Source organism: Methylorubrum pseudosasae, from assembly GCF_029504475.1.
GTDB classification, from domain to species: Bacteria; Pseudomonadota; Alphaproteobacteria; order Rhizobiales; family Beijerinckiaceae; genus Methylobacterium; species Methylobacterium extorquens.
The window spans coordinates 509,695-530,384 of record NZ_JAQGDU010000002.1; the positions used below are offsets into that span (position 1 = coordinate 509,695).

Sequence of the window (20,690 nt, forward strand, 5' to 3'; positions counted from 1 at the left end):
CGCGCGCGCTCGCCCTCGCGCACCGCCATTTCGAAGGCGGCGCCAAGGGGGCGCAGGCGCTGGGATGATCGTCAAGCCCTGCGTTTACACGCAGCCGCGCAGGTTTGAAAGGCCCGGCCCGTTCAGCCCCGCCATGCTTCTCGGGGAGCGTATTTCTAAGTGTAATAATTCGATTTCTCAAGTAATTATCGATTTGATGCCTGGAGAAAGACTCGGTATCTCGTAATTATCGACGGAAATCGTCGATTATCTTAAGAATTATTACGAGGAAACGAATGATGATTTTCAGGCCCCTGATCGCGACCGGCACGGTCGCCATCGCTGTCGCCACGACCTTGCCGGCGGCGGCCGACGAAGTGGCGGTCAAGATGCTCAATAGCGGGCCGGGCGGGATGATGGTGTTCGATCCCGCGCTCGTGCGGCTGAAGCCCGGCGACAGCATCAAGTTCCTGCCGACCGACAAGGGGCACAACGTCGAGACGATCAAGGGCATGGCGCCGGACGGCGCCGAATACGTCGAAACGACCGTTGGTCAGGAAGCCGTGGTCAAGTTCGACAAGGAGGGCGTCTACGGCTTCAAATGCGCGCCGCATTACATGATGGGGATGGTCGCCCTCGTGATCGTCGGCGACAAGCGCGACAACCTGGAGGCCGCCAAGAGCGTCCAGCACAACAAGCTGACCCAGAAGCGCCTGGATCCGCTCTTCGCGCAGGTTCAGTAGCGGTGACGGGCGGCCCGGCCGCGTCGGGGCTCGGGCCGCTTCACCTCAATCGCCGGCCATCACCAGCGCCCAGAAGCGCTTGTAACGCGTTCCTGGAGCATCGAACCGGGCGATGCCGACGCGCCGGAGCTGCGGCATCAGCATGTTGCGGTTGTGCTCGGGCGACGCCTTCCAGCGGGCGAGCACCTGATCGAAGGTCTCGGACCCCGCGCTCAGGTTCTCCGAGGCGTAGCGCCGGCCGAAACCGACGCCCGCCATGCGGCTGTCGAAGCTTCCGGCGATCTCGTGGCTGAGCCGCCCGGCCCGGGCATTGGCTTGTGCCTGGAACGAGGCCGCGGTGATCAGACGGGAATCGATGACGACGGCGCTCAGCCCATGCTGCGCCCTATAGCGGGAGATCGCAGCGGCGGCGGCCTGTTCGTCGAGGATCACCGGCAGGGCCGGTACGCCCGCATCGAGAACGGGTGATCCCCCGCAGCCGGCCAGTGTCAGGGTGACGAGGGCCGCGGCGGCGGACAGGCGCAGATTCGGCATCGGAGGGGGGCTGCAGCGTGAGTCGGATGCGCCCGCTTCCCTGGCCGTTGCGGCGAAACCGGGGCGCCCGCTGCTCGGACACGCCACATCGCGCGGCTTGTGGCGCATCGGTCACGCCTGACGAGGCGAGCGAAATCGCGCGTTCACCGCGCAAAGAAGCGTATCGATTGTCTGAGGATTGTGAAGTTAGGCTGTCCCGGTCGGATCGACATCGGGAACATGGCGCGGGCGACGGGGCTCGAACCCGCGACCTCCGGCGTGACAGGCCGGCACTCTAACCAACTGAGCTACGCCCGCGTTCTGCGTCGCCGGCCGGCTGGGCTCGTGTCGGCGACGAGGCGGGGTTTATGTGGGGCGCCCCGGGCTGTCAAGCGACGGTTTGGGGAAATACGACGATCCGGCGACGGTTCGCGCAAAACGGCCCGAAACGCCGAAGGAGGACAGGCGCATCGCGCCAGAGCGTTCGTGGAGTACGGTGTGGGCACCTCTTCACAGCCGCGCGGCGTGCTTGCGAGCAACGGCTCTGGTATGCCAAATGCCAGAGTTGGCGGCCGAGGAAGCGACGGGGATGAAATGGCGATGCTCAACCGTGCAGGGGCATGCGCCGATCGGTCCCGTGGTCCGGTGCATGGATACCCCCATCTGTCAGCCAATGAGGTGATTGTGCGACGCGCAATGCCCTTGTTTCGCGGGGGGGGCTCGTCTAAGCCTCGCCCGCGCTCAGTCTGGCATTGGAGGAATTCCATCCGGGGGATTCCACGGGCCGGAAGCCGTCGCGAGGGCCGTCGTTCATGATCCTCACGCGCAACCACATGAGAGGTGCGGCATGACCGGCCTATTGGCGGATTACCTGCCGCTCATCATTTTCCTCGGCGTGTCGCTGTTCATTGCAGTGGCGCTGCTGATTGCTCCGTTCATCGTGGCCTATTCGAGCCCCGATCCGGAAAAGCTCTCAGCCTACGAGTGTGGTTTCAACGCCTTTGATGACGCGCGCATGAAGTTCGACGTGCGCTTCTATCTCGTGGCGATCCTGTTCATCATCTTCGACCTCGAGGTCGCCTTCCTGTTCCCCTGGGCGATCACCTTCGGGGAACTCGGCTGGTTCGGCTTCTGGTCGATGATGATCTTCCTCGGCGTTCTCACCGTCGGCTTCGTCTACGAGTGGCGCAAGGGCGCCCTCGAATGGGACTAGCGGCACGGTTCTTCCCGCGTCGTTTCCCTCCCGCTCTCGCTCAGAGGCAGAGATGGCCCTGACTCCGACCTTCTCCCGCGCGCCCGACATCGCGCCGGCGCCCAAAGGGATCATCGATCCCGCGACCGGGCGTCCGATCGGCGCGAACGATCCGACCTTCCTGTCGATCAACGACGAGTTGGCGGATCGCGGCTTCCTCGTCACCAGCGCCGACGAGCTCATCAACTGGGCCCGTACCGGCTCGCTAATGTGGATGACCTTCGGTCTCGCCTGCTGCGCGGTCGAGATGATGCAGATGTCGATGCCGCGCTACGATTGCGAGCGCTTCGGCTTCGCGCCGCGCGGGTTCGCCGCGGCAATCCGACGTGATGATCGTCGCCGGCACGCTGACCAACAAGATGGCCCCGGCCCTGCGCAAGGTCTACGACCAGATGCCGGAGCCGCGCTACGTCATCTCCATGGGCTCCTGCGCCAACGGCGGCGGCTACTACCACTACTCCTACTCGGTGGTGCGTGGCTGCGACCGGGTAGTGCCGGTGGATATCTACGTGCCGGGCTGCCCGCCGAGCGCCGAGGCCCTGCTCTACGGCGTCCTGCTGTTGCAGCGGAAGATCCGCCGCATCGGCACGATCGAGCGGTGAGGGAGGGCGCGATGGAGGCCATCACCACCAACGGCATCACGCTTCGCCGCACGGTCGCGGCCGCCCAGGGCGAGGACGCCCTGCGGGCCATGGGCGAGCGGATCGCCGGAGCGCTCGGCCCGGCGGTCACCGAATGGGCCATCACCCGCGGCGAGCTGACGCTCGTCGTCCAGGGCAGCGACATCGTCTACGCGCTGACCTACCTGCGCGATGAGCCGGCCTGCGCCTTCCGCTGCTTCATCGACATCTGTGGCGTCGACTACCCGCAGCGGGCGCGCCGCTTCGACGTCGTCTACCACCTGCTCTCCTTGCGTCATAACATGCGGGTACGGGTAAAGGTGCAGACAGACGCCGCGACTCCGGTGCCCTCGGCGATTCCGGTCTTCCCGGCGGCCAACTGGTACGAGCGCGAGACCTACGACCTCTACGGCATCCTGTTCTCGGGCCATCCCGACCTGCGCCGGCTGCTCACCGATTACGGCTTCGAGGGCCATCCGCTGCGCAAGGATTTCCCGCTGACCGGCTTCGTCGAGGTCCGCTACGACCAGGACGAGGCGCGCGTCGTCTACGAGCCGGTCAAGCTGACCCAGGAGTTCCGCAACTTCGACTTCCTGTCGCCGTGGGAGGGCACGGATTACGTGCTCCCGGGCGACGAGAAGACGTCGAGCTGAAGGCTGCGGCGATGACCGAACACAACATCCGCAACTTCTCGATCAACTTCGGGCCGCAACACCCGGCCGCGCACGGTGTGCTGCGCCTCGTGCTCGAACTCGACGGTGAGGTGGTCGAGCGGGTCGATCCGCATATCGGGCTCCTGCACCGGGGCACCGAGAAGCTGATCGAGCACAAGACCTACCTCCAGGCGACGCCCTATTTCGACCGGCTCGACTACGTCGCGCCGATGAACCAGGAGCACGCCTTCTGCCTCGCGATCGAGCGGCTCGCGGGCATCGAAGTGCCGCGCCGGGCTCAGCTCATCCGCACCCTGTTCTGCGAGATCGGGCGGCTGCTGTCCCACCTCCTCAACGTGACGACGCAGGCGATGGACGTCGGCGCGCTGACGCCGCCCCTGTGGGGCTTCGAGGAGCGCGAGAAGCTGATGATCTTCTACGAGCGCGCATCGGGCGCTCGGCTCCACGCCAACTACTTCCGGCCCGGCGGCGTGCATCAGGATCTGCCGCCCGCGCTGATCGACGACATCGAGGCGTTCTGCGACCCGTTCCTGAAGGTGGTCGACGACCTCGACAACCTCGTCATGGCCAACCGCATCTTCAAGCAGCGCAACGTCGACATCGGCATCGTCTCGGTGGACGAGGCGATGGCCTGGGGCTTCTCCGGCGTGATGGTGCGCGGCTCCGGCATCCCGTGGGATCTGCGCAAGTCGCAGCCCTACGAACTCTACGAGGAGATGGAGTTCGACATCCCCGTGGGGAAGAACGGCGACACCTACGATCGCCAGGTGATCCGCATGGAAGAGATGCGGGAATCCGTGAAGATCATGCGGCAATGCGTGGCCAAGCTGCGCGAGCCCGCCGGCCAAGGCCCGATCGCCTCGATCGACGGCAAGTTCGCGCCCCCGCCGCGCCGGGAGATGAAGCGCTCGATGGAAGCGCTCATCCACCACTTCAAGCTCTACACCGAGGGCTTCCACGTGCCCGAGGGCGAGGTCTACGCCGCGGTCGAAGCCCCCAAGGGCGAGTTCGGCGTCTATCTCGTCTCCGACGGCACCAACAAACCCTACCGCTGCAAGATCCGCGCTCCGGGCTTCGCCCATCTTCAAGCGATGGATTGGATGTGCCGCGGCCACCTGCTCGCCGACGTGTCCTGCGTGCTCGGCACGCTCGACATCGTGTTCGGCGAAGTGGACCGCTGAGGAGACGGGTCGAACGCCATGGCCAACCGCAGGCTAGCCCCCGCCGCCGAGCAGCCCCAGGACTTTGCGTTCACGCCCGAGAACGCTGACTGGGCGCGCGGCCAGATCGCGAAATATCCGGAGGGCCGGCAGGCCTCCGCCGTCATCCCGCTGCTGTGGAAGGCGCAGGAGCAGAATGGCGGCTGGCTGCCGCAGAAGGCGATCGAGGCGGTCGCCGACGAACTCGGCATGCCGCATATCCGCGTGCTCGAGGTCGCGACCTTCTACACGATGTTCGCCTTGGAGCCGGTCGGCCGGTTCTGGATTCAGGTCTGCGGCACCGTGCCCTGCGATTGCTGCGGGGCGAAGGAGCTGAAGGCTTCGCTCCACGAGCGCCTCGGCCCCTCCGGCAAAGTCACGGCGGACGGCAACTTCTCCTGGCTCGAAGTGGAATGCCTCGGCGCCTGCTGCAACGCGCCGATGGTGCAGATCAACCAGGACTATTACGAGGATCTGACGCCCGAGAGCCTGAACAAGCTCATGGACGACCTCGCCGCCGGCCGCCCCGTGAAGGTCGGTTCGCAGATCGGCCGGGTGTCCTCCGAGCCGAAGGACGCGGTCAACACCCTGACCGACGAGAGCCTGTTCGACGGCTCGCGCGTCGGCGCCTGGCGCAAGCGCTTCGAGCAGACCGAGGGCGCCGACCAGGGCGGGGAGAGCGTCAAGAAGGACGAGGCCGCCTCGACCGAGGCCCGCGTCAAGGATGAGACCAAGCCGGCCCGTCCGTCGGCCGGGCGCGCCAACGAGTCGAATGCCGTCGATGCGCCCGCCGAGCGGGCCAGCGCCGGTGAGACCCCGGTGAAGCCCGAGGACGAGGCGCAGGCCCGCGACGCGAAGGCGGCCCCCACCCTGGATCCGGCTGTCGTGGAGGACAAGGTCCTTCGTACCGAGCCGCCGCAGCATCCGGCGACGGTCGGTGCCGGTGACGACGTGCCCGAGGGCGAGAACCCGGAGGCTCGCGCCGACGCAGCGGGCACTCGGCCGAAGGGGCTCGACGCGCCCCGTGACGACCGTCCGGACGACCTGACCAAGATCAAGGGCATCGGCCCGATCAATCAGCGCCGTCTCAACGATCTCGGCGTTTGGCACTACGATCAGGTCGCCGCCTGGTCGCCGCCGGAGGTTGCCTGGGTGAGCGCCTACCTCGCCTTCCCGGGACGGATCGACCGGGAAAACTGGGTCGGACAGGCGTCCGATCTCGCCGGCAGCAGGGGCTGAGGAGCGGATCATGCTCGCCGATCAGGATCGCATCTTCACCAATCTCTACGGCCTGCACTCGCCGGGGCTCGACGCGCCGCGAAGAAGCGCGGCGCCTGGGACGGAACCAAGTTCCTCCTCGACATGGGCCGCGACTGGATCATCGACGAGATGAAGGGCTCCGGCCTGCGCGGCCGCGGCGGCGCGGGCTTTCCCACCGGCCTGAAATGGTCGTTCATGCCCAAGAAGTCCGACGGGCGCCCGCACTACCTCGTCGTCAACGCCGACGAATCGGAGCCGGGCACCTGCAAGGACCGGGAGATCATGCGGCACGATCCGCATCTCCTGATCGAGGGCTGCCTGCTGGCCTCCTTCGCCATGGGGGCGCATGCCTGCTACATCTATATCCGCGGCGAGTACGTGGCGGAGAAGTTCGCCCTCCAGCGCGCGGTGGACGAGGCCTACGAGGCGCGCCTCGTCGGGCCGTCGAACATCCACGACTACCCGTTCGATATCTACGTCCACCACGGCGCGGGCGCTTACATCTGCGGCGAAGAGACGGCGCTCATCGAGAGCTTGGAAGGCAAGAAGGGAATGCCGCGGCTGAAGCCGCCATTCCCGGCCAATATGGGTCTCTATGGCTGCCCCACGACCGTCAACAACGTCGAATCGATCGCGGTGGCCGGCACGATCCTGCGCCGCGGCGGCGCATGGTTCGCAGGGTTGGGCGGTAAGAACAACACCGGCACCAAGCTCTTCTGCGTCTCGGGCCACGTCAACAAGCCCTGCAATGTCGAGGAAGAGCTCGGCATCACCTTCCGCGAGCTGATCGATAAGCATTGCGGCGGCATGCGCGGCGGCTGGGACAACCTGCTCTGCTCCATCCCCGGCGGCTCCTCGGTGCCGCTGGTGCCGGCCGAGCAGATCATCGACGCCAAGATGGATTTCGACACCCTGCGCAACCTCGGCTCGGGGCTGGGCACCGCGGCGGTGATCGTGCTCGACAAATCGACCGACATCGTCGGCGCGATCGCCCGCATCTCGTACTTCTACAAGCATGAGAGCTGCGGCCAGTGCACGCCCTGCCGCGAGGGCACCGGCTGGATGTGGCGCGTGCTGACCCGCATGGCCGCCGGCCGCGCGCAGAAGCGCGAGATCGACATGCTCCTGGAAGTCACCAAACAGGTCGAGGGCCACACGATCTGCGCGCTGGGCGACGCCGCGGCATGGCCGATTCAGGGCCTGATCCGGCATTTCCGCCCCGAGATCGAGAAGCGGATCGACCAGTACAGCGCCAACCCGCACATGGATGCGGTGCCGATGGCGGCGGAGTGAGTGCCGCCCCGATGCTCACCTTCGAGATGACCCGATGACCAAAATCCTCATCGACGGCACCGAGGTCGATGTTCCGGCCGACTACACCCTGCTTCAGGCCTGCGAGATCGCGGGCGCGGAGATTCCGCGCTTCTGCTTCCACGAGCGGCTGTCGATCGCCGGCAATTGCCGCATGTGTCTGGTCGAGCTGAAGGGCGCGCCCAAGCCCGTAGCCTCCTGCGCCTACGCGGTGAAGGACTGCCGGCCCGGCCCCAACGGCGAGCCGCCGGAGGTGCTGACGCGCTCCGGGACGACGAAGAAGGCGCGTGAGGGGGTGATGGAGTTCCTCCTCATCAACCACCCGCTCGATTGCCCGATCTGCGACCAGGGCGGCCATTGCGACCTGCAGGATCAGGCGATGGCCTACGGCGTCGACTCGACCCGCTACAGCGAGAACAAGCGGGCGGTCGAGGAGAAGTATATCGGCCCGCTGGTGCGCACGGCGATGAACCGCTGCATCCACTGCACCCGCTGCGTCCGCTTCCTTGCGGAAGTGGCCGGCGTGCCGGATCTCGGCGCCATCGGCCGCGGCGAGGACATGGAGATCACCAGCTACCTCGAAGAGGCGATGGGCTCGGAGCTTCAGGGCAACGTCGCCGACCTCTGCCCCGTCGGCGCGCTGGTGCACAAGCCGCAGAGCTACAACGTGCGCCCATGGGAGCTGCACAAGACCGAGTCCGTCGACGTGATGGATGCGGTCGGCTCGGCGATTCGCATCGATGCCCGCGGTCGCGAGGTGATGCAGATCGAGCCGCGGATCAGCGAGGAGATCAACGAGGAGTGGATCTCCGACAAGACCCGCCACGTCGTCGACGGCCTGCGGCTGCAGCGCCTCGACCGCCCGTTCCTGCGCGAGAACGGCCGCCTGCGTCCCGCTTCCTGGGGTGAGGCGTTCTCGGCCATTGCCGCCAAGGTGAAGGGCGCCGATCCCAAGCGCGTCGGCGCGCTCGTCGGCGACCTCGCGGGTGCGGAGGAAATCTTCGCTCTCAAGGCGCTGATGGGTTCGCTCGGCGTCACCAATCTCGACGCGCGCCAGACCGGCGAGGCGATCGATCCGGCCTGGGGCCGGGCCGCTTACACGCTGGGCGCGACGATCCCCGGTATCGAGCAGGCGGACGCAATCCTGATCGTCGGTGCCAACCCGCGCACCGAGGCTTCGCTGCTCAACGTGCGCATCCGCAAGCGCTGGCGCATGGCTCCGATCTCGATCGGGCTGATCCTCGATGAGCAGCCGGATCTGACCTACCCCTACACCTATCTCGGCGCCGGCACCGACACGCTGGCCTCGATCGCCAAGGGCGAGCACAGCTTCCTCGATGTGCTGAAGAAGGCCGAGCGTCCGCTCGTCATCGTCGGCGAGGGCGGGCTCGGTTCGCTTGCCGCCGCCGCCGCCTTGGCGAAGGATGTCGGCGCGGTGACGGACGGTTGGAACGGCTTCGGCGTGCTCAACACGGCCGCTGCCCGCGTCGGCGCCCTCGATCTCGGCTTCGTGCCGGGGGAGGGGGGCTTGAGCTTCTCGCAGATGCTGGAGCCGGGGGCACTAGACGTGGTGTTCAACCTCGGTGCCGACGAGCGGGTGATCGGGCCGGGCGCCTTCGTGATCTATCAGGGCACCCACGGCGATGCCGGCGCGAGCCGCGCCGACGTGATCCTGCCGGGCGCCGCCTATGCCGAGAAGAGCGCGACCTACGTCAACCTCGAAGGCCGGGTGCAGATGGCCAACCGCGCCGGCTTCCCGCCGGGCGACGCCCGCGAGGATTGGGCGATCCTGCGCGCCCTGTCCGACGTGCTCGGCAAGCGCCTGCCCTACGATTCGCTCGCCGCTTTGCGCAAGGCGATGTATGCCGCCCATCCGCATCTCGCGGCGGTCGGACAGGTCGAGCCGTCCGATGCGGCGGCCACGCTCGATCGGCTTGCCGCACTGCCGGCCGCGACGGAGAAGGCAACCTTCTCCTCACCGGTCGCCGACTTCTACCTCACCAACCCGATCGCCCGCGCCTCGCGGGTGCTCGCCGAGTGTTCCGGCCTCGCCCGAGGTCGCGCCCTCGAAGCGGCGGAATAGGGGACGCCACCGATGACCTTCTGGGAAGTGCTCGGCACCGTCCTCCTGATCGCGTTGAAGAGCTTCGTGCTCCTCGCCGCGCTCCTCGTCTTCATCGCCTACGCGCTGCTGGCCGACCGCAAGATCTGGGCGGCGGTGCAGTTGCGCCGCGGCCCGAACGTGGTCGGGCCCTGGGGCCTGTTCCAGTCCTTCGCCGACCTCCTGAAGTTCGTGCTGAAGGAGCCGGTGATCCCGGCGGGCGCCAACAAGGCGATCTTCCTGCTGGCGCCGCTGGTCTTCGCGATGCTGGCGCTGGCGTCCTGGGCGGTGATCCCGCTCGCCGACGGTTGGGCGATCGCCGACATCAATGTCGGCATCACCTACATCTTCGCGATCTCCTCGCTCGGCGTCTACGGCGTCATCATGGGCGGCTGGGCCTCGAACTCGAAATACGCCTTCCTCGGCGCGCTCCGCTCGGCGGCGCAGATGATCTCCTACGAGGTCTCGCTCGGCTTCGTCATCATCTGCGTGCTGCTCTGCGCCGGCTCGCTCAACCTCTCGCGCATCGTCATGGCGCAGGACACGGCGCTCGGCCTGTTCGGCTGGTACTGGCTCTGGCTGTTCCCGATGTTCGGCGTGTTCTTCGTCTCGGCTTTGGCCGAGACCAACCGCCCGCCCTTCGACCTGCCGGAAGCCGAATCGGAGCTCGTGGCGGGCTACATGGTCGAGTATTCCTCGACGCCGTACCTGCTGTTCATGCTCGGTGAGTACGTGGCGATCATGACCATGTGCGCGCTCGGCACGGTCCTGTTCCTAGGCGGCTGGCTCTCGCCGATCCCGTTCGTGCCCTTCACCTGGGTGCCCGGCGTGATCTGGTTCACGCTCAAAGCCAGCTTCCTGTTCTTCATGATCGCCATGGTGAAGGCCATGGTGCCCCGCTACCGCTACGACCAGCTCATGCGGCTCGGCTGGAAGGTCTTCCTTCCGCTGTCCCTGATCTCGGTCATCGTCGTCGCCTTCGTCCTCAAGCTCACCGGCCTCGCGCCGGGAGCCTGACCCGTCCCTTGTGAGGTCGCATTTCCTTCACGCGAGCCGGTCACCCGCTCGCTCAGGAAGGCGACCAGAATTGGAGATCGCGCCGTGAAGCTCGATCAGGTCGCCAGAAGCCTTCTCCTGAAGGAGTTCGTGTCGGGGTTTGTCCTCGCCATGAAATACTTCTTCAAGCCGAAGGCCACGATCAACTACCCCTTCGAGATGGGCCATCGCGGGCCGCGCTTCCGCGGGGAGCACGCCCTGCGCCGTTATCCCAACGGCGAGGAACGCTGCATCGCCTGCAAGCTGTGTGAGGCGATCTGCCCGGCGCAGGCCATCACCATCGAGGCAGGTCCGCGCCGCAACGACGGCACGCGGCGCACCACGCGCTACGACATCGATATGGTGAAGTGCATCTATTGCGGCATGTGCCAGGAAGCCTGCCCGGTGGATGCCATCGTCGAGGGGCCGAACTTCGAGTTCTCGGTCGAGACCCGCGAGGAGCTGCTCTACGACAAGCAGAAGCTCCTCGAGAACGGCGATCGCTGGGAGCGCGAGATCGCCCGCAACATCGCGGTCGACGCGCCGTACCGCTAGTTCGACCGCCGACATCGGTTGTGCGCCGCACAGCCCAGTTCTATAGAGCATCGTCCCGAACGGCGGCTTCCGGTCCTCGGAAAAAGACGATGCGGAAACAGGAACCTAGCGCCTCGCTCTCGATGCGCTAGCCGGGCCGCCGCCTGCGGCCGAGGGTTCACCGAGGCAGAAGGGAGCCGCTCGCTTGGGCGGCCGATGCTGAAAATCGCATGACCGCAGCCGCCGCCTTCTTCTATCTCTTCGCGGGCTTCGCCGTAGCCTCGGGCTTCATGGTGATCGCAGCCAGGAACCCCGTCACCTCGGTGTTGTTCCTGATCCTCGCCTTCGTGAACGCCGCCGGGCTGTTCGTGCTGATGGGCGCCGAGTTCCTGGCGATGATCCTCGTCGTCGTCTATGTCGGCGCCGTCGCGGTGCTGTTCCTCTTCGTCGTGATGATGCTCGACGTGGACTTCGCAGCCCTCCGCCAGGGCTTCCAGCGCTACCTGCCGATCGGCGGGTTGATCGGCGCGATCTTCCTGATCGAGCTGGTCCTCGTCGTCGGCACTTGGACCATCGATCCGGGCCTCGTGCAGGCGCCGCTCGGCCGCGCCGCCCACGGCGAGACTGCGACCAACACCGAGGCGCTCGGGCGGGTGCTCTACACGGACTACGTCTACGCCTTCCAGATCGCCGGCCTGATCCTGCTGGTGGCGATGATCGGCGCCATCGTGCTCACCCTGCGCGAGCGCACCGGCGTGAAGCGCCAGAACATCGCCGTACAGAACGCCCGCACGCAGGGCATGGCGGTCGATACCATCAAGGTGCCCTCGCGGCAGGGCGTGGAGGTCTGAGGCCGATGATCGGATTGAGCCACTACCTGACGGTTGCCGCGATCCTGTTCACGCTCGGCGTGCTCGGCATCTTCATCAACCGCAAGAACGTCATCGTCATCCTGATGTCGGTCGAGCTGATCCTGCTCGCCGTGAACATCAACCTCGTCGCCTTCTCGACCCACCTCAACGACATCACCGGACAGGTCTTCGCCCTGTTCGTGCTGACGGTCGCCGCGGCCGAGGCCGCGATCGGGCTCGCGATCCTGGTGGTGTTCTTCCGCAACCGCGGCTCCATCGCCGTCGAGGACGTGAGCATGATGAAGGGCTGACGCTCCCTCCAAGAGAGCCCCGACCCTTCGTCCGCCTGCTGCGAGGCACGACCGACCCATGTATCACGCGATCGTCTTCTTCCCGCTCATCGGCGCTCTGATCGCCGGCCTGTTCGGCCGGTTCATCGGCGCGCGGATGAGCGAGCTCGTGACGACGGGCTGCCTCGCCTTCGCAGCTTTGCTGTCCTGGGGCGCCTTCTTCCTCGTCACCGGCGACGGCCGCGCCGAGACCGTGCCCGTCGCGCAGTGGTTCACCGCCGGCGACCTCGTGGTCGATTGGGCCTTCAAGGTCGACACGCTGACCGCGGTGATGCTGGTGGTCGTGACCTCGGTCTCGACCCTCGTGCACCTCTACTCCATCGGCTACATGCACGAGGATCCGCACCGGCCGCGCTTCTTCGCCTACCTGTCGCTGTTCACCTTCGCCATGCTGATGCTGGTGACGGCCGACAACCTCGTGCAGATGTTCTTCGGCTGGGAGGGCGTCGGCCTCGCCTCCTACCTGCTGATCGGCTTCTGGTACGAGAAGCCCTCCGCCAACGCCGCGGCGATGAAGGCCTTCATCGTCAACCGCGTCGGCGATTTCGGCTTCTCGCTCGGCATCTTCCTCGTCTTCGTCCTGACGGGTTCGGTCGGTTTCGACGCGATCTTCGCCAAGGCCCCGGAGCTGAAGGACGCGACCTTCCACTTCCTCGGCCATGACTGGCACGCCCTGACGCTCGCCTGCCTGCTCCTGTTCATGGGCGCGATGGGCAAGTCGGCGCAGTTCCTGCTGCACACCTGGCTCCCCGACGCGATGGAGGGCCCGACCCCGGTCTCGGCCCTCATCCACGCCGCCACCATGGTGACGGCAGGCGTGTTCATGGTCGCGCGCCTGTCGCCGCTGTTCGAGCTGGCCCCGACCGCGCTCACCGTCGTCACGGTCATCGGCGGCATTACCGCCTTCTTCGCGGCCACCGTCGGCCTCGTGCAGAACGACATCAAGCGGGTCATCGCCTACTCGACCTGCTCGCAGCTCGGCTACATGTTCGTCGGCCTCGGCGTCGGTGCCTACGCCACGGGCGTGTTCCACCTCTTCACCCACGCCTTCTTCAAGGCGCTGCTGTTCCTCGGGGCCGGCTCGGTCATCCACGCGATGCACCACGAGCAGGACATGCGGAACATGGGCGGCCTGCGCCGCTACATCCCCTTCACCACGGCGATGATGACGATCGGCACGATCGCGCTGATCGGCTTCCCCTTCACCTCCGGTTACTACTCGAAGGACGCGATCATCGAGGCGGCCTACATGTCGGACCGCCCGGGCCACGTGCTGGCGTTCCTCGCCACCGTGATCGCCGCGCTGATGACCTCGTTCTACTCCTGGCGCCTGTTCTTCCTCACCTTCGAGGGACCGCAGCGCTGGGTCGCGCACGGCGCCCACGGGCATGACGATCACGCGCATGCGGCGCGCGACCACGCCCACGCGGCCTCTGCCCATCAAGCCGACGGCGCGCCGGGGCACCACGAGGGCGTCGCCCACGACGATCACGGTCACGACATCGAGCCCGCTTCGCACAGCGCGGTCGAGCACCACGACCACGCGCCCCTCACGCCGCACGAGAGCCCGCTCGTGATGACGATTCCGCTGGCGATCCTGGCCTTCGGCGCCTTGTTCGCCGGCCTGATCTTCAAGGAGCGCTTCATCGGGCACGACATGGACAAGTTCTGGGGCAACGCGCTCCCGCACGGGTCCGGCAACGACATCATGCACAAGATCCACGATGCGCCGGGCTGGGTCGCCGCCTCGCCCTTCGTGATGCTGGTGCTCGGCTTCCTGCTGGCCTTCTGGATGTACCTGCGCCGGCCCGACCTGCCGCATCGCCTCGCGGAGTCGCAGCCGATCCTGTACCGCTTTCTGCTCAACAAGTGGTACTTCGACGAGATCTACGACCGGATCTTCGTCCGGCCGGCCAAGAACTTCGGCCTGTTCCTCTGGAAGGAGGGTGACGGGCGCGTCATCGACGGCCTCGGCCCCGACGGCATCTCGGCCCGGGTGGTGGACATCACCCGCGGCGTGGTCCGCCTCCAGACCGGCTACGTCTACCACTACGCCTTCGTGATGCTCGTCGGGGTCGCCGGCCTGATCACGTGGTACCTCGTCTCCGGCGTGCCTGGGGGGACCCACTGATGCTCGGCCTCGGCATTCTCTCCGGGCTTCTGATCGTCCCGCTCGCGGGCGCCGCCTTCATCCTCACCCTGGGTGAGGAGACGGCGGCGGTGAAGCGCAACGCCCGCTGGGCGGCGCTGATCACGACGATCGTCACTTTCCTACTGTCGCTGGCCGCCTGGGCCCGCTACGACATCGCGTCTCCGAGCTTCCAGCTCGTCGAGAGCCATGCCTGGCTTGCTGAGACGATCCGGTTCAAGCTCGGCGTCGACGGCTTCTCGATGCCGCTGATCCTGCTCACGACCTTCCTGATGCCGTTCTGCATCGGGGCGTCGTGGCTGTCCGTCGAGAACCGGGTGAAGGAGTACTTCGTCGCCTTCCTCGTCCTCGAGACGACGATGATCGGCGTGTTCTGCGCCCTCGATCTGGTGCTGTTCTACCTGTTCTTCGAGGCAGGCCTGATCCCGATGTTCCTCATCATCGGCATCTGGGGCGGCAAGCGGCGCATCTACGCCAGCTTCAAGTTCTTCCTCTACACCCTGCTCGGCTCGGTGCTGATGCTGCTCGCCATCATGGCGATGTACTGGGAGGCCGGCACCACCGACATCCCGACGCTGCTGGCGCACCGCTTCCCCGTGCATATGCAGACCTGGCTCTGGCTCGCCTTCTTCGCCTCCTTCGCGGTGAAGATGCCGATGTGGCCGGTCCATACCTGGCTCCCCGACGCCCACGTCGAGGCGCCGACCGCGGGCTCGGTGATCCTGGCGGGCATTCTGCTGAAGTTGGGCGGCTACGGCTTCATCCGGATCTCGCTGCCGATGCTGCCGGATGCGAGCGCCCAGTTCGCGCCGCTGGTCTTCGCGCTGTCGGTGATCGCGATCATCTTCACCTCGCTCACCGCGATGATGCAGACCGACATCAAGAAGCTGATCGCCTACTCGTCGGTAGCTCATATGGGCTTCGTGACGCTCGGCCTGTTCACGCTGAACGAACAGGGCATCCAGGGCGCGCTGTTCCTGATGATCTCGCACGGCATCGTCTCGGGCGCGCTCTTCCTCTGCGTCGGCGTCGTCTACGACCGGATGCATACCCGCGAGATCGCGGCCTATGGCGGCCTCGTGAAGCGGATGCCGCTCTACGCGGCGGCGATGATGGTCTTCACCATGGCCAATGTCGGCCTGCCGGGCACGTCGGGCTTCGTCGGCGAGTTCCTGGCGATGATGGGGGCCTTCAAGGCCAACCCGACGGTCGCCTTCTTCTCGGTCTTCGGCATCATCCTCTCGGCGGGCTACGCGCTGTGGCTCTACGCCCGGGTGATCTACGGGAAGCTCGACAAGCCCAACCTTCAGGGCATCCTGGACCTCGACACCCGTGAGAAGATCATCATCGCGCCGCTCGTCGCGCTGACGATCTGGTACGGCGTCCACCCGGCGCCCGTGCTCGACACCTTCGCGCCGTCCACCGAGGCGCTGGTGCAGAACATGCGCGGGGCGCTTGCCAACACGCAGACCGCCGAGGCCGCCGCCAAAGCCGCGAAATCCGCCGCGGCGGAGAAGACGGTCGCCCTCGAGTCCCAGAAAACCGTCGAGGCCGCCGCGCGATGACCCCGATCCAGTCCGTCCTGCCGGCGATCACGCCGGTCCTGCCGGAGATCGTCCTGAGCGTCGGCGCTCTGCTGCTCGTGCTCTACGGGGCGTGGCGCGGCGAGCGCTCGTCCGAGGGCGTCAATGTCGGCGCGCTGATCCTGCTGATCTTCACCTTCTTCCTCGTCGTCTCCCAGTCGGGCAGCGTGACGACGCTGAACGGCGCCTTCATCGCCGATCCGTTCGCGCGGATCATGAAGGCGTTGATCCTGATCGGCTCGGCGGCGACCATCCTGCTGTCGCGCGACTATTTCCAGCGCGAGCGCATCGACCGGTTCGAATACCCGATCCTGATCGTGCTCTGCACCGTCGGCATGCTGGTGATGGCCTCGGCCAACGACCTCATCTCGCTCTATCTCGGTCTCGAGCTGCAATCGCTCGCGGCTTACGTCATCGCCGCCTTCCACCGCGACGACGTGAAGTCCACGGAAGCCGGCCTGAAGTACTTCGTGCTCGGCGCGCTCTCGTCGGGCATGCTGCTCTACGGCGCCTCGCTGGTCTACGGCTTCACCGGCACGGTTTCCTTCCCCGGTATCGTCACCGCGCTCGACGGTCCGTCGAGCTTCGGCATCGTGCTCGGCATCGTGTTCGTGGCCGCCGGCGTCGCCTTCAAGCTCGCCGCCGTGCCGTTCCATATGTGGACGCCGGACGTCTACGAGGGCTCGCCGACCCCGGTCACCGCCTTCTTCGGCTCCGCGCCGAAGATCGCGGCCATGGCGATGACCGTGCGCGTCTTCATCGGCGCCTTCCCCGACGTCACGGCGGTCTGGCAGCAGATCATCATCTTCGTCTCGATCGCCTCGATGGCGCTCGGCTCGTTTGCCGCCATCGGCCAGCGCAACATCAAGCGCCTGATGGCCTATTCCTCCATTGGCAATGTCGGCTACGCCCTGATCGGCCTCGCCGCGGGCTCGGAGGAGGGCATCCGCGGCGTGGTGATCTACATGATCATCTATCTCGCGATGACGCTCGGCGCCTTCGCGGTGCTGCTCTCCATGCGCCGCAAGGACCAGATGTTCGAGACGATCGACGATCTCTCGGGCCTCTCGCGCACTCATCCGTGGCTGGCCTTCTGCCTTGCCGCGATGATGTTCTCGCTCGCCGGCATCCCGCCGCTCGCTGGGTTCTTTGCCAAGTTCTACGTCTTCGCCGCCGCCATCAAGGCGGGCCTGGTGACGCTCGCCGTCGTCGGCGTGGTGACCTCGGTCGTCGGCGCCTTCTACTACCTGCGCCTCGTCAAGGTGATGTACTTCGACGAGGCCAAGGCCCCCTACGAGCGGATCCCGCCGGGCTCGGCCATCGTGCTCGGCGTATCGAGCGCCGTCGTGGTGCTGTTCTTCCTCGTTCCGGCCCCGCTGGTCGCGGCGGCGGGCGACGCTGCCAAGTCGCTGTTCTGAGGTCGCTGTTCTGAGGCGGATGCAGTTCCGGCTGAGTCAGGCGGCCCGGTCCGAGGGGCATCGGCTCCACAGCCACGACCGGCTCGACTCGACCAACAGCGAGGCCATGCGCCTCGCCCATGGCGGCGAGACGGGCCCGCTCTGGGTTACGACCCAACGCCAGGAGGCGGGCCGCGGCCGACGCGGCAACGCCTGGACCTCGCCGGAGGGCAACCTCGCCGTCAGCCTGCTGATGCCGGTGACCGGCGTGGCGCCGGAGATGGTGGCCACGCTGGGCTTCGTGGCGGGCGTGGCGTTGGTGGATGCCCTGCGCGATGCGTGCCGTTTAGCTCTCTCCCCGAATCCGGAGAGGGGGGATGCACCGCTGCCGCAGGGCATTGCTCCGAGCGCTGCCGCCATCCATCTGAAATGGCCGAACGACGTCCTCGCCGACGGCCAAAAACTCGCCGGCATCCTGCTGGAGGCCGAGACGCTGCCGGGCGGGCGGCGGGCGGTGGTGGTCGGTTTCGGCGTCAACGTCGCGGCGGCGCCGGACGGTTTGCCCTATCCGGCGGCGGCGCTTGCGGCTTTTTCCGCGGCGGATGCGCCGATGCTGCTCGAATTCCTGTCGGAACGGTTTGTCGAAGCCGTCCGGATCTGGAACAAGGGGCGCGGATTCTCGAATATCCGGCGGCGGTGGCTGGAGCGCGCGGCGGGGGTAAGGGCCCCCGTGTCGGTTCGCATGGCCGAAGTCACGCTGACGGGCATCTTTGAAACGATCGACGAGGGGGGGCGGCTCGTGATCCTCGCCCCGGACGGAACCCGACGAACCGTGACGGCGGGCGAGGTGCATTTCGGAAGTGCCGCGACGGCGGCCTGAGACTGGATAGACGAACAAGATGACGACACGGCAGGACGAACTCGTCTTCGTGCCGCTCGGCGGCGTGGGCGAGATCGGCATGAATGCGGGCCTCTACGGGATCGGACCCGAGAAGCAGCGCAAATGGATCATGGTCGATTGCGGAATGGGCTTTGCCGGCGAAGAGGGATTGCCCGGCATCGACCTGATGTTCCCCGATCTCACCTTCATCGAGGAGCGCAAGAAGGACCTTCTCGCAATCTTCATCACCCACGCGCACGAGGACCATATCGGCGCGATCTCCGAGCTGTGGCCGCGCATCAAGGCGCCGGTCTACGCCACGCGGTTCGCCAAGAACCTGCTCGAGACCCGCCGTCTCTCCGAGCCCGGCGCGCCGAAGGTGGATCTGCGCGAGATCAAGCCGGGCCGTCGGGTGACCGTCGGGCCGTTCGAGATCGAGTTCGTGCCGGTGGCCCACTCGATCCCGGAATCGAACGCGGTGGCGATCCGCACCGAGCACGGCCTCGTGCTCCATACCGGCGACTGGAAGCTCGACGACACCCCCGTGGCCGGCGACTCAACGTCCCCCGAGGCGTTCACAGCTTTGGGCGACGAGGGCATCCTCGCGCTCATCTGTGATTCCACCAACGTGCTGCGCGAAGGCCGCTCGCCGAGCGAGTCCGAGGTCTCCGCGACCCTGCACAAGCTGATCGAGAACGCGCCCCACCGCGTGGCGGTGACGACCTTCGCCTCCAACGTCGCGCGTATCCGGGCCGTGGCGGAAGCGGCGCAGGCCTGCGGACGTCAGGTGATCGCCGTCGGCCGCGCCATGGACCGGGTGATCGATGTCGCTCGCGAGTGCGGCTACCTCGACGGGCTGCCGGACTTCCTCTCGGCCGAGTCCTACTCCCACATCCCGCGCGATAAGGTGGTCTGCCTGCTCACCGGCTCGCAGGGCGAGCCGCGGGCGGCGATGTCGCGGGTTTCTCGCCACGACCATCCGGCGATCTCGCTCACGGCCGGCGACCGGGTGATCTTCTCGTCGCGCGCCATCCCCGGCAACGAGCGCGATGTCGGCTCCATCATCAACGACCTGATCGAGGACGGCATCGAGGTCATCACCGACCGCACCGAACTCGTCCACGTCTCCGGCCATCCCCGCCGCGAGGAGATGGTGACGATGTATTCCTGGACGCGGCCGAAGGCGGTCGTTCCGGTGCACGGCGAGGCACTGCATCTCGACGAGCATGCGCGCTTTGCCCGTTCGCAAGGCGTCGAGTCGGTGGTGAAGGCCCGCAACGGCGCGGTGGTCCGCCTCGCTCCGGGCAAGCCGGAAGTGGTCGAGCACGTCCGCGCCGGGCGGCTCTACAAGGACGGCAACGTCCTCATCGACTCCAAGGACCGGGCGATCCCCGAGCGGCGCAAGCTCTCGCAGACCGGCATCGTCTCGGTGGCCATCGCCATCGACGAGCGCGGCGAGGTGATCGGTGATCCGGCGGTCGACATCATGGGCCTGCCCAATCGCGGCCGGACCGGCGAGCCGCTGCTCGACACCGTGGTCGATATGGTCAACCGCACCCTCAACGGTCTGCCGCGCGGCAAGATGAAGGATTCGGAGGGGGTCGAGAACGCGGTCGATCGCGCCGTGCGCTCCGCCGTCAATGAGGCCTGGGGCAAGAAGCCCGCCTGCCACGTGCAGGTGGTGGAGGTGTGATGGCGTCGCGCCCGCTTCGCCTCGGCAAGCGGGCGCGCGCCGCGTGAAAGCGCGACCTTTCCGGAGAGAGAGGCGCGCGGGATCGCATCCATCAAGCCCGGCGCGGGTGGCTGGGCGTGACGTTCAAGACAACAAAGGAGGGAGGCAGCAATGATCGGACGGCTCAATCACGTCGCCATCGCGGTGAAGGATCTCGATGCGGCGACGGCGGTCTACCGCGACACGCTCGGCGCCAAGGTGACCGAGCCGCTGCCGCAGCCGGAGCACGGCGTGACGGTGGTGTTCGTGGAACTGCCCAACAGCAAGGTCGAGCTGATGTCGCCGCTCGGTGAGAACTCGACCATCCAGGGCTTCGTCGACAAGAACCCGGCCGGCGGCATCCACCATGTCTGCTACGAGGTCGAGGACATCATCGCCGCCCGCGACCAGATGAAGGCGGCCGGAGCCCGCGTGCTCGGCACCGGCGAGCCGAGGATCGGCGCCCACGGCAAGCCGGTGATCTTCCTCCACCCCAAGGACTTCCTGGGAACGCTGGTGGAGTTGGAGCAGGTCTGAGGGACCGCTCT

At 66.8% G+C, this 20,690-nt stretch carries 17 protein-coding genes, 1 tRNA gene and 2 pseudogenes; 18 read left to right on the forward strand and 2 right to left on the reverse strand.

Annotated elements, in window-relative coordinates:
* The first annotated feature begins 275 nt into the window (after window positions 1-275).
* Window positions 276-722 (forward strand): pseudoazurin, encoded by a 447-nt coding sequence (locus M2437_RS03165; protein WP_253389358.1) that lies wholly within the window; start codon window positions 276-278, stop codon window positions 720-722.
* Window positions 723-767: 45 nt separating this feature from the next.
* Here M2437_RS03165 and M2437_RS03170 read toward each other — a convergent pair whose 3' ends face one another.
* The gene (locus M2437_RS03170) at window positions 768-1,256 is read right to left on the reverse strand and encodes a CAP domain-containing protein (protein ID WP_003598202.1); all 489 of its coding nucleotides are present in this window, start codon (window positions 1,254-1,256) and stop codon (window positions 768-770) included.
* Between the two features lie 220 nt (window positions 1,257-1,476).
* Window positions 1,477-1,553, reverse strand: a tRNA-Asp gene (locus M2437_RS03175).
* A gap of 529 nt (window positions 1,554-2,082) precedes the next feature.
* Here M2437_RS03175 and M2437_RS03180 point away from each other — a divergent pair.
* The 17 genes and pseudogenes from M2437_RS03180 (at window position 2,083) to mce (ending at window position 20,679) form a co-directional block, all read left to right on the forward strand.
* Window positions 2,083-2,448 carry an NADH-quinone oxidoreductase subunit A gene (locus tag M2437_RS03180; protein ID WP_003598200.1) on the forward strand — a complete coding sequence of 122 codons (366 nt, stop codon included), beginning with the start codon at window positions 2,083-2,085 and terminating at the stop codon, window positions 2,446-2,448.
* Between the two features lie 52 nt (window positions 2,449-2,500).
* Window positions 2,501-3,089, forward strand: a pseudogene (locus tag M2437_RS03185) (NuoB/complex I 20 kDa subunit family protein).
* An 11-nt stretch (window positions 3,090-3,100) separates the two neighbouring features.
* Complete coding sequence (locus M2437_RS03190) at window positions 3,101-3,760, forward strand: NADH-quinone oxidoreductase subunit C (protein ID WP_015950020.1); 660 nt, start codon at window positions 3,101-3,103, stop codon at window positions 3,758-3,760.
* Between the two features lie 11 nt (window positions 3,761-3,771).
* The gene (locus M2437_RS03195; protein WP_003598196.1) at window positions 3,772-4,962 is read left to right on the forward strand and encodes an NADH-quinone oxidoreductase subunit D; all 1,191 of its coding nucleotides are present in this window, start codon (window positions 3,772-3,774) and stop codon (window positions 4,960-4,962) included.
* Between the two features lie 18 nt (window positions 4,963-4,980).
* Window positions 4,981-6,219, forward strand: coding sequence for an NADH-quinone oxidoreductase subunit NuoE (gene nuoE, locus M2437_RS03200; protein WP_253389359.1), 1,239 nt, complete (start codon window positions 4,981-4,983; stop codon window positions 6,217-6,219).
* 10 nt (window positions 6,220-6,229) lie between these two features.
* Window positions 6,230-7,533 (forward strand): annotated as a pseudogene (gene nuoF / locus M2437_RS03205) (NADH-quinone oxidoreductase subunit NuoF).
* Between the two features lie 34 nt (window positions 7,534-7,567).
* Complete coding sequence (gene nuoG, locus M2437_RS03210; protein ID WP_253389360.1) at window positions 7,568-9,634, forward strand: NADH-quinone oxidoreductase subunit NuoG; 2,067 nt, start codon at window positions 7,568-7,570, stop codon at window positions 9,632-9,634.
* Window positions 9,635-9,646: 12 nt separating this feature from the next.
* Entirely contained in the window at window positions 9,647-10,669 is a 1,023-nt protein-coding gene (gene nuoH / locus M2437_RS03215; protein ID WP_003598188.1) for an NADH-quinone oxidoreductase subunit NuoH, read from the forward strand.
* Between the two features lie 84 nt (window positions 10,670-10,753).
* Window positions 10,754-11,242, forward strand: coding sequence for an NADH-quinone oxidoreductase subunit NuoI (nuoI, locus tag M2437_RS03220; RefSeq protein WP_003598186.1), 489 nt, complete (start codon window positions 10,754-10,756; stop codon window positions 11,240-11,242).
* A 209-nt stretch (window positions 11,243-11,451) separates the two neighbouring features.
* Window positions 11,452-12,072 carry an NADH-quinone oxidoreductase subunit J gene (locus tag M2437_RS03225; RefSeq protein ID WP_003598184.1) on the forward strand — a complete coding sequence of 207 codons (621 nt, stop codon included), beginning with the start codon at window positions 11,452-11,454 and terminating at the stop codon, window positions 12,070-12,072.
* A gap of 5 nt (window positions 12,073-12,077) precedes the next feature.
* Complete coding sequence (gene nuoK / locus M2437_RS03230; protein ID WP_003598182.1) at window positions 12,078-12,383, forward strand: NADH-quinone oxidoreductase subunit NuoK; 306 nt, start codon at window positions 12,078-12,080, stop codon at window positions 12,381-12,383.
* A 58-nt stretch (window positions 12,384-12,441) separates the two neighbouring features.
* Window positions 12,442-14,553, forward strand: a complete 2,112-nt coding sequence (gene nuoL / locus M2437_RS03235) for an NADH-quinone oxidoreductase subunit L (protein ID WP_253389361.1) — start codon at window positions 12,442-12,444, stop codon at window positions 14,551-14,553.
* On the forward strand, window positions 14,553-16,136 hold the full coding sequence (locus M2437_RS03240; protein ID WP_253389362.1) for an NADH-quinone oxidoreductase subunit M: 1,584 nt from the start codon (window positions 14,553-14,555) through the stop codon (window positions 16,134-16,136). Before nuoL ends, M2437_RS03240 begins: the two co-directional genes overlap by 1 nt.
* The gene (nuoN, locus tag M2437_RS03245; protein WP_253389363.1) at window positions 16,133-17,572 is read left to right on the forward strand and encodes an NADH-quinone oxidoreductase subunit NuoN; all 1,440 of its coding nucleotides are present in this window, start codon (window positions 16,133-16,135) and stop codon (window positions 17,570-17,572) included. The genes M2437_RS03240 and nuoN overlap by 4 nt, the downstream gene beginning before the upstream one ends.
* Before the next feature lie 19 nt (window positions 17,573-17,591).
* The gene (locus tag M2437_RS03250; RefSeq protein WP_253389364.1) at window positions 17,592-18,431 is read left to right on the forward strand and encodes a biotin--[acetyl-CoA-carboxylase] ligase; all 840 of its coding nucleotides are present in this window, start codon (window positions 17,592-17,594) and stop codon (window positions 18,429-18,431) included.
* A 19-nt stretch (window positions 18,432-18,450) separates the two neighbouring features.
* Window positions 18,451-20,124, forward strand: a complete 1,674-nt coding sequence (locus tag M2437_RS03255) for a ribonuclease J (protein WP_253389365.1) — start codon at window positions 18,451-18,453, stop codon at window positions 20,122-20,124.
* Between the two features lie 150 nt (window positions 20,125-20,274).
* Window positions 20,275-20,679 carry a methylmalonyl-CoA epimerase gene (gene mce, locus M2437_RS03260; protein WP_003598176.1) on the forward strand — a complete coding sequence of 135 codons (405 nt, stop codon included), beginning with the start codon at window positions 20,275-20,277 and terminating at the stop codon, window positions 20,677-20,679.
* Window positions 20,680-20,690: the final 11 nt, after the last annotated feature.

Coding starts and splice junctions, on each gene's coding strand:
- M2437_RS03165 (WP_253389358.1), top strand. CDS start 276: ATGATGATTTTCAGGCCCCTGATCGCGACCGGCACGGTCGCCATCGCT.
- M2437_RS03170 (WP_003598202.1), bottom strand. CDS start 1,256: ATGCCGAATCTGCGCCTGTCCGCCGCCGCGGCCCTCGTCACCCTGACA.
- M2437_RS03180 (WP_003598200.1), top strand. CDS start 2,083: ATGACCGGCCTATTGGCGGATTACCTGCCGCTCATCATTTTCCTCGGC.
- M2437_RS03190 (WP_015950020.1), top strand. CDS start 3,101: ATGGAGGCCATCACCACCAACGGCATCACGCTTCGCCGCACGGTCGCG.
- M2437_RS03195 (WP_003598196.1), top strand. CDS start 3,772: ATGACCGAACACAACATCCGCAACTTCTCGATCAACTTCGGGCCGCAA.
- nuoE (WP_253389359.1), top strand. CDS start 4,981: ATGGCCAACCGCAGGCTAGCCCCCGCCGCCGAGCAGCCCCAGGACTTT.
- nuoG (WP_253389360.1), top strand. CDS start 7,568: ATGACCAAAATCCTCATCGACGGCACCGAGGTCGATGTTCCGGCCGAC.
- nuoH (WP_003598188.1), top strand. CDS start 9,647: ATGACCTTCTGGGAAGTGCTCGGCACCGTCCTCCTGATCGCGTTGAAG.
- M2437_RS03225 (WP_003598184.1), top strand. CDS start 11,452: ATGACCGCAGCCGCCGCCTTCTTCTATCTCTTCGCGGGCTTCGCCGTA.
- nuoK (WP_003598182.1), top strand. CDS start 12,078: ATGATCGGATTGAGCCACTACCTGACGGTTGCCGCGATCCTGTTCACG.
- nuoL (WP_253389361.1), top strand. CDS start 12,442: ATGTATCACGCGATCGTCTTCTTCCCGCTCATCGGCGCTCTGATCGCC.
- M2437_RS03240 (WP_253389362.1), top strand. CDS start 14,553: ATGCTCGGCCTCGGCATTCTCTCCGGGCTTCTGATCGTCCCGCTCGCG.
- nuoN (WP_253389363.1), top strand. CDS start 16,133: ATGACCCCGATCCAGTCCGTCCTGCCGGCGATCACGCCGGTCCTGCCG.
- M2437_RS03250 (WP_253389364.1), top strand. CDS start 17,592: ATGCAGTTCCGGCTGAGTCAGGCGGCCCGGTCCGAGGGGCATCGGCTC.
- M2437_RS03255 (WP_253389365.1), top strand. CDS start 18,451: ATGACGACACGGCAGGACGAACTCGTCTTCGTGCCGCTCGGCGGCGTG.
- mce (WP_003598176.1), top strand. CDS start 20,275: ATGATCGGACGGCTCAATCACGTCGCCATCGCGGTGAAGGATCTCGAT.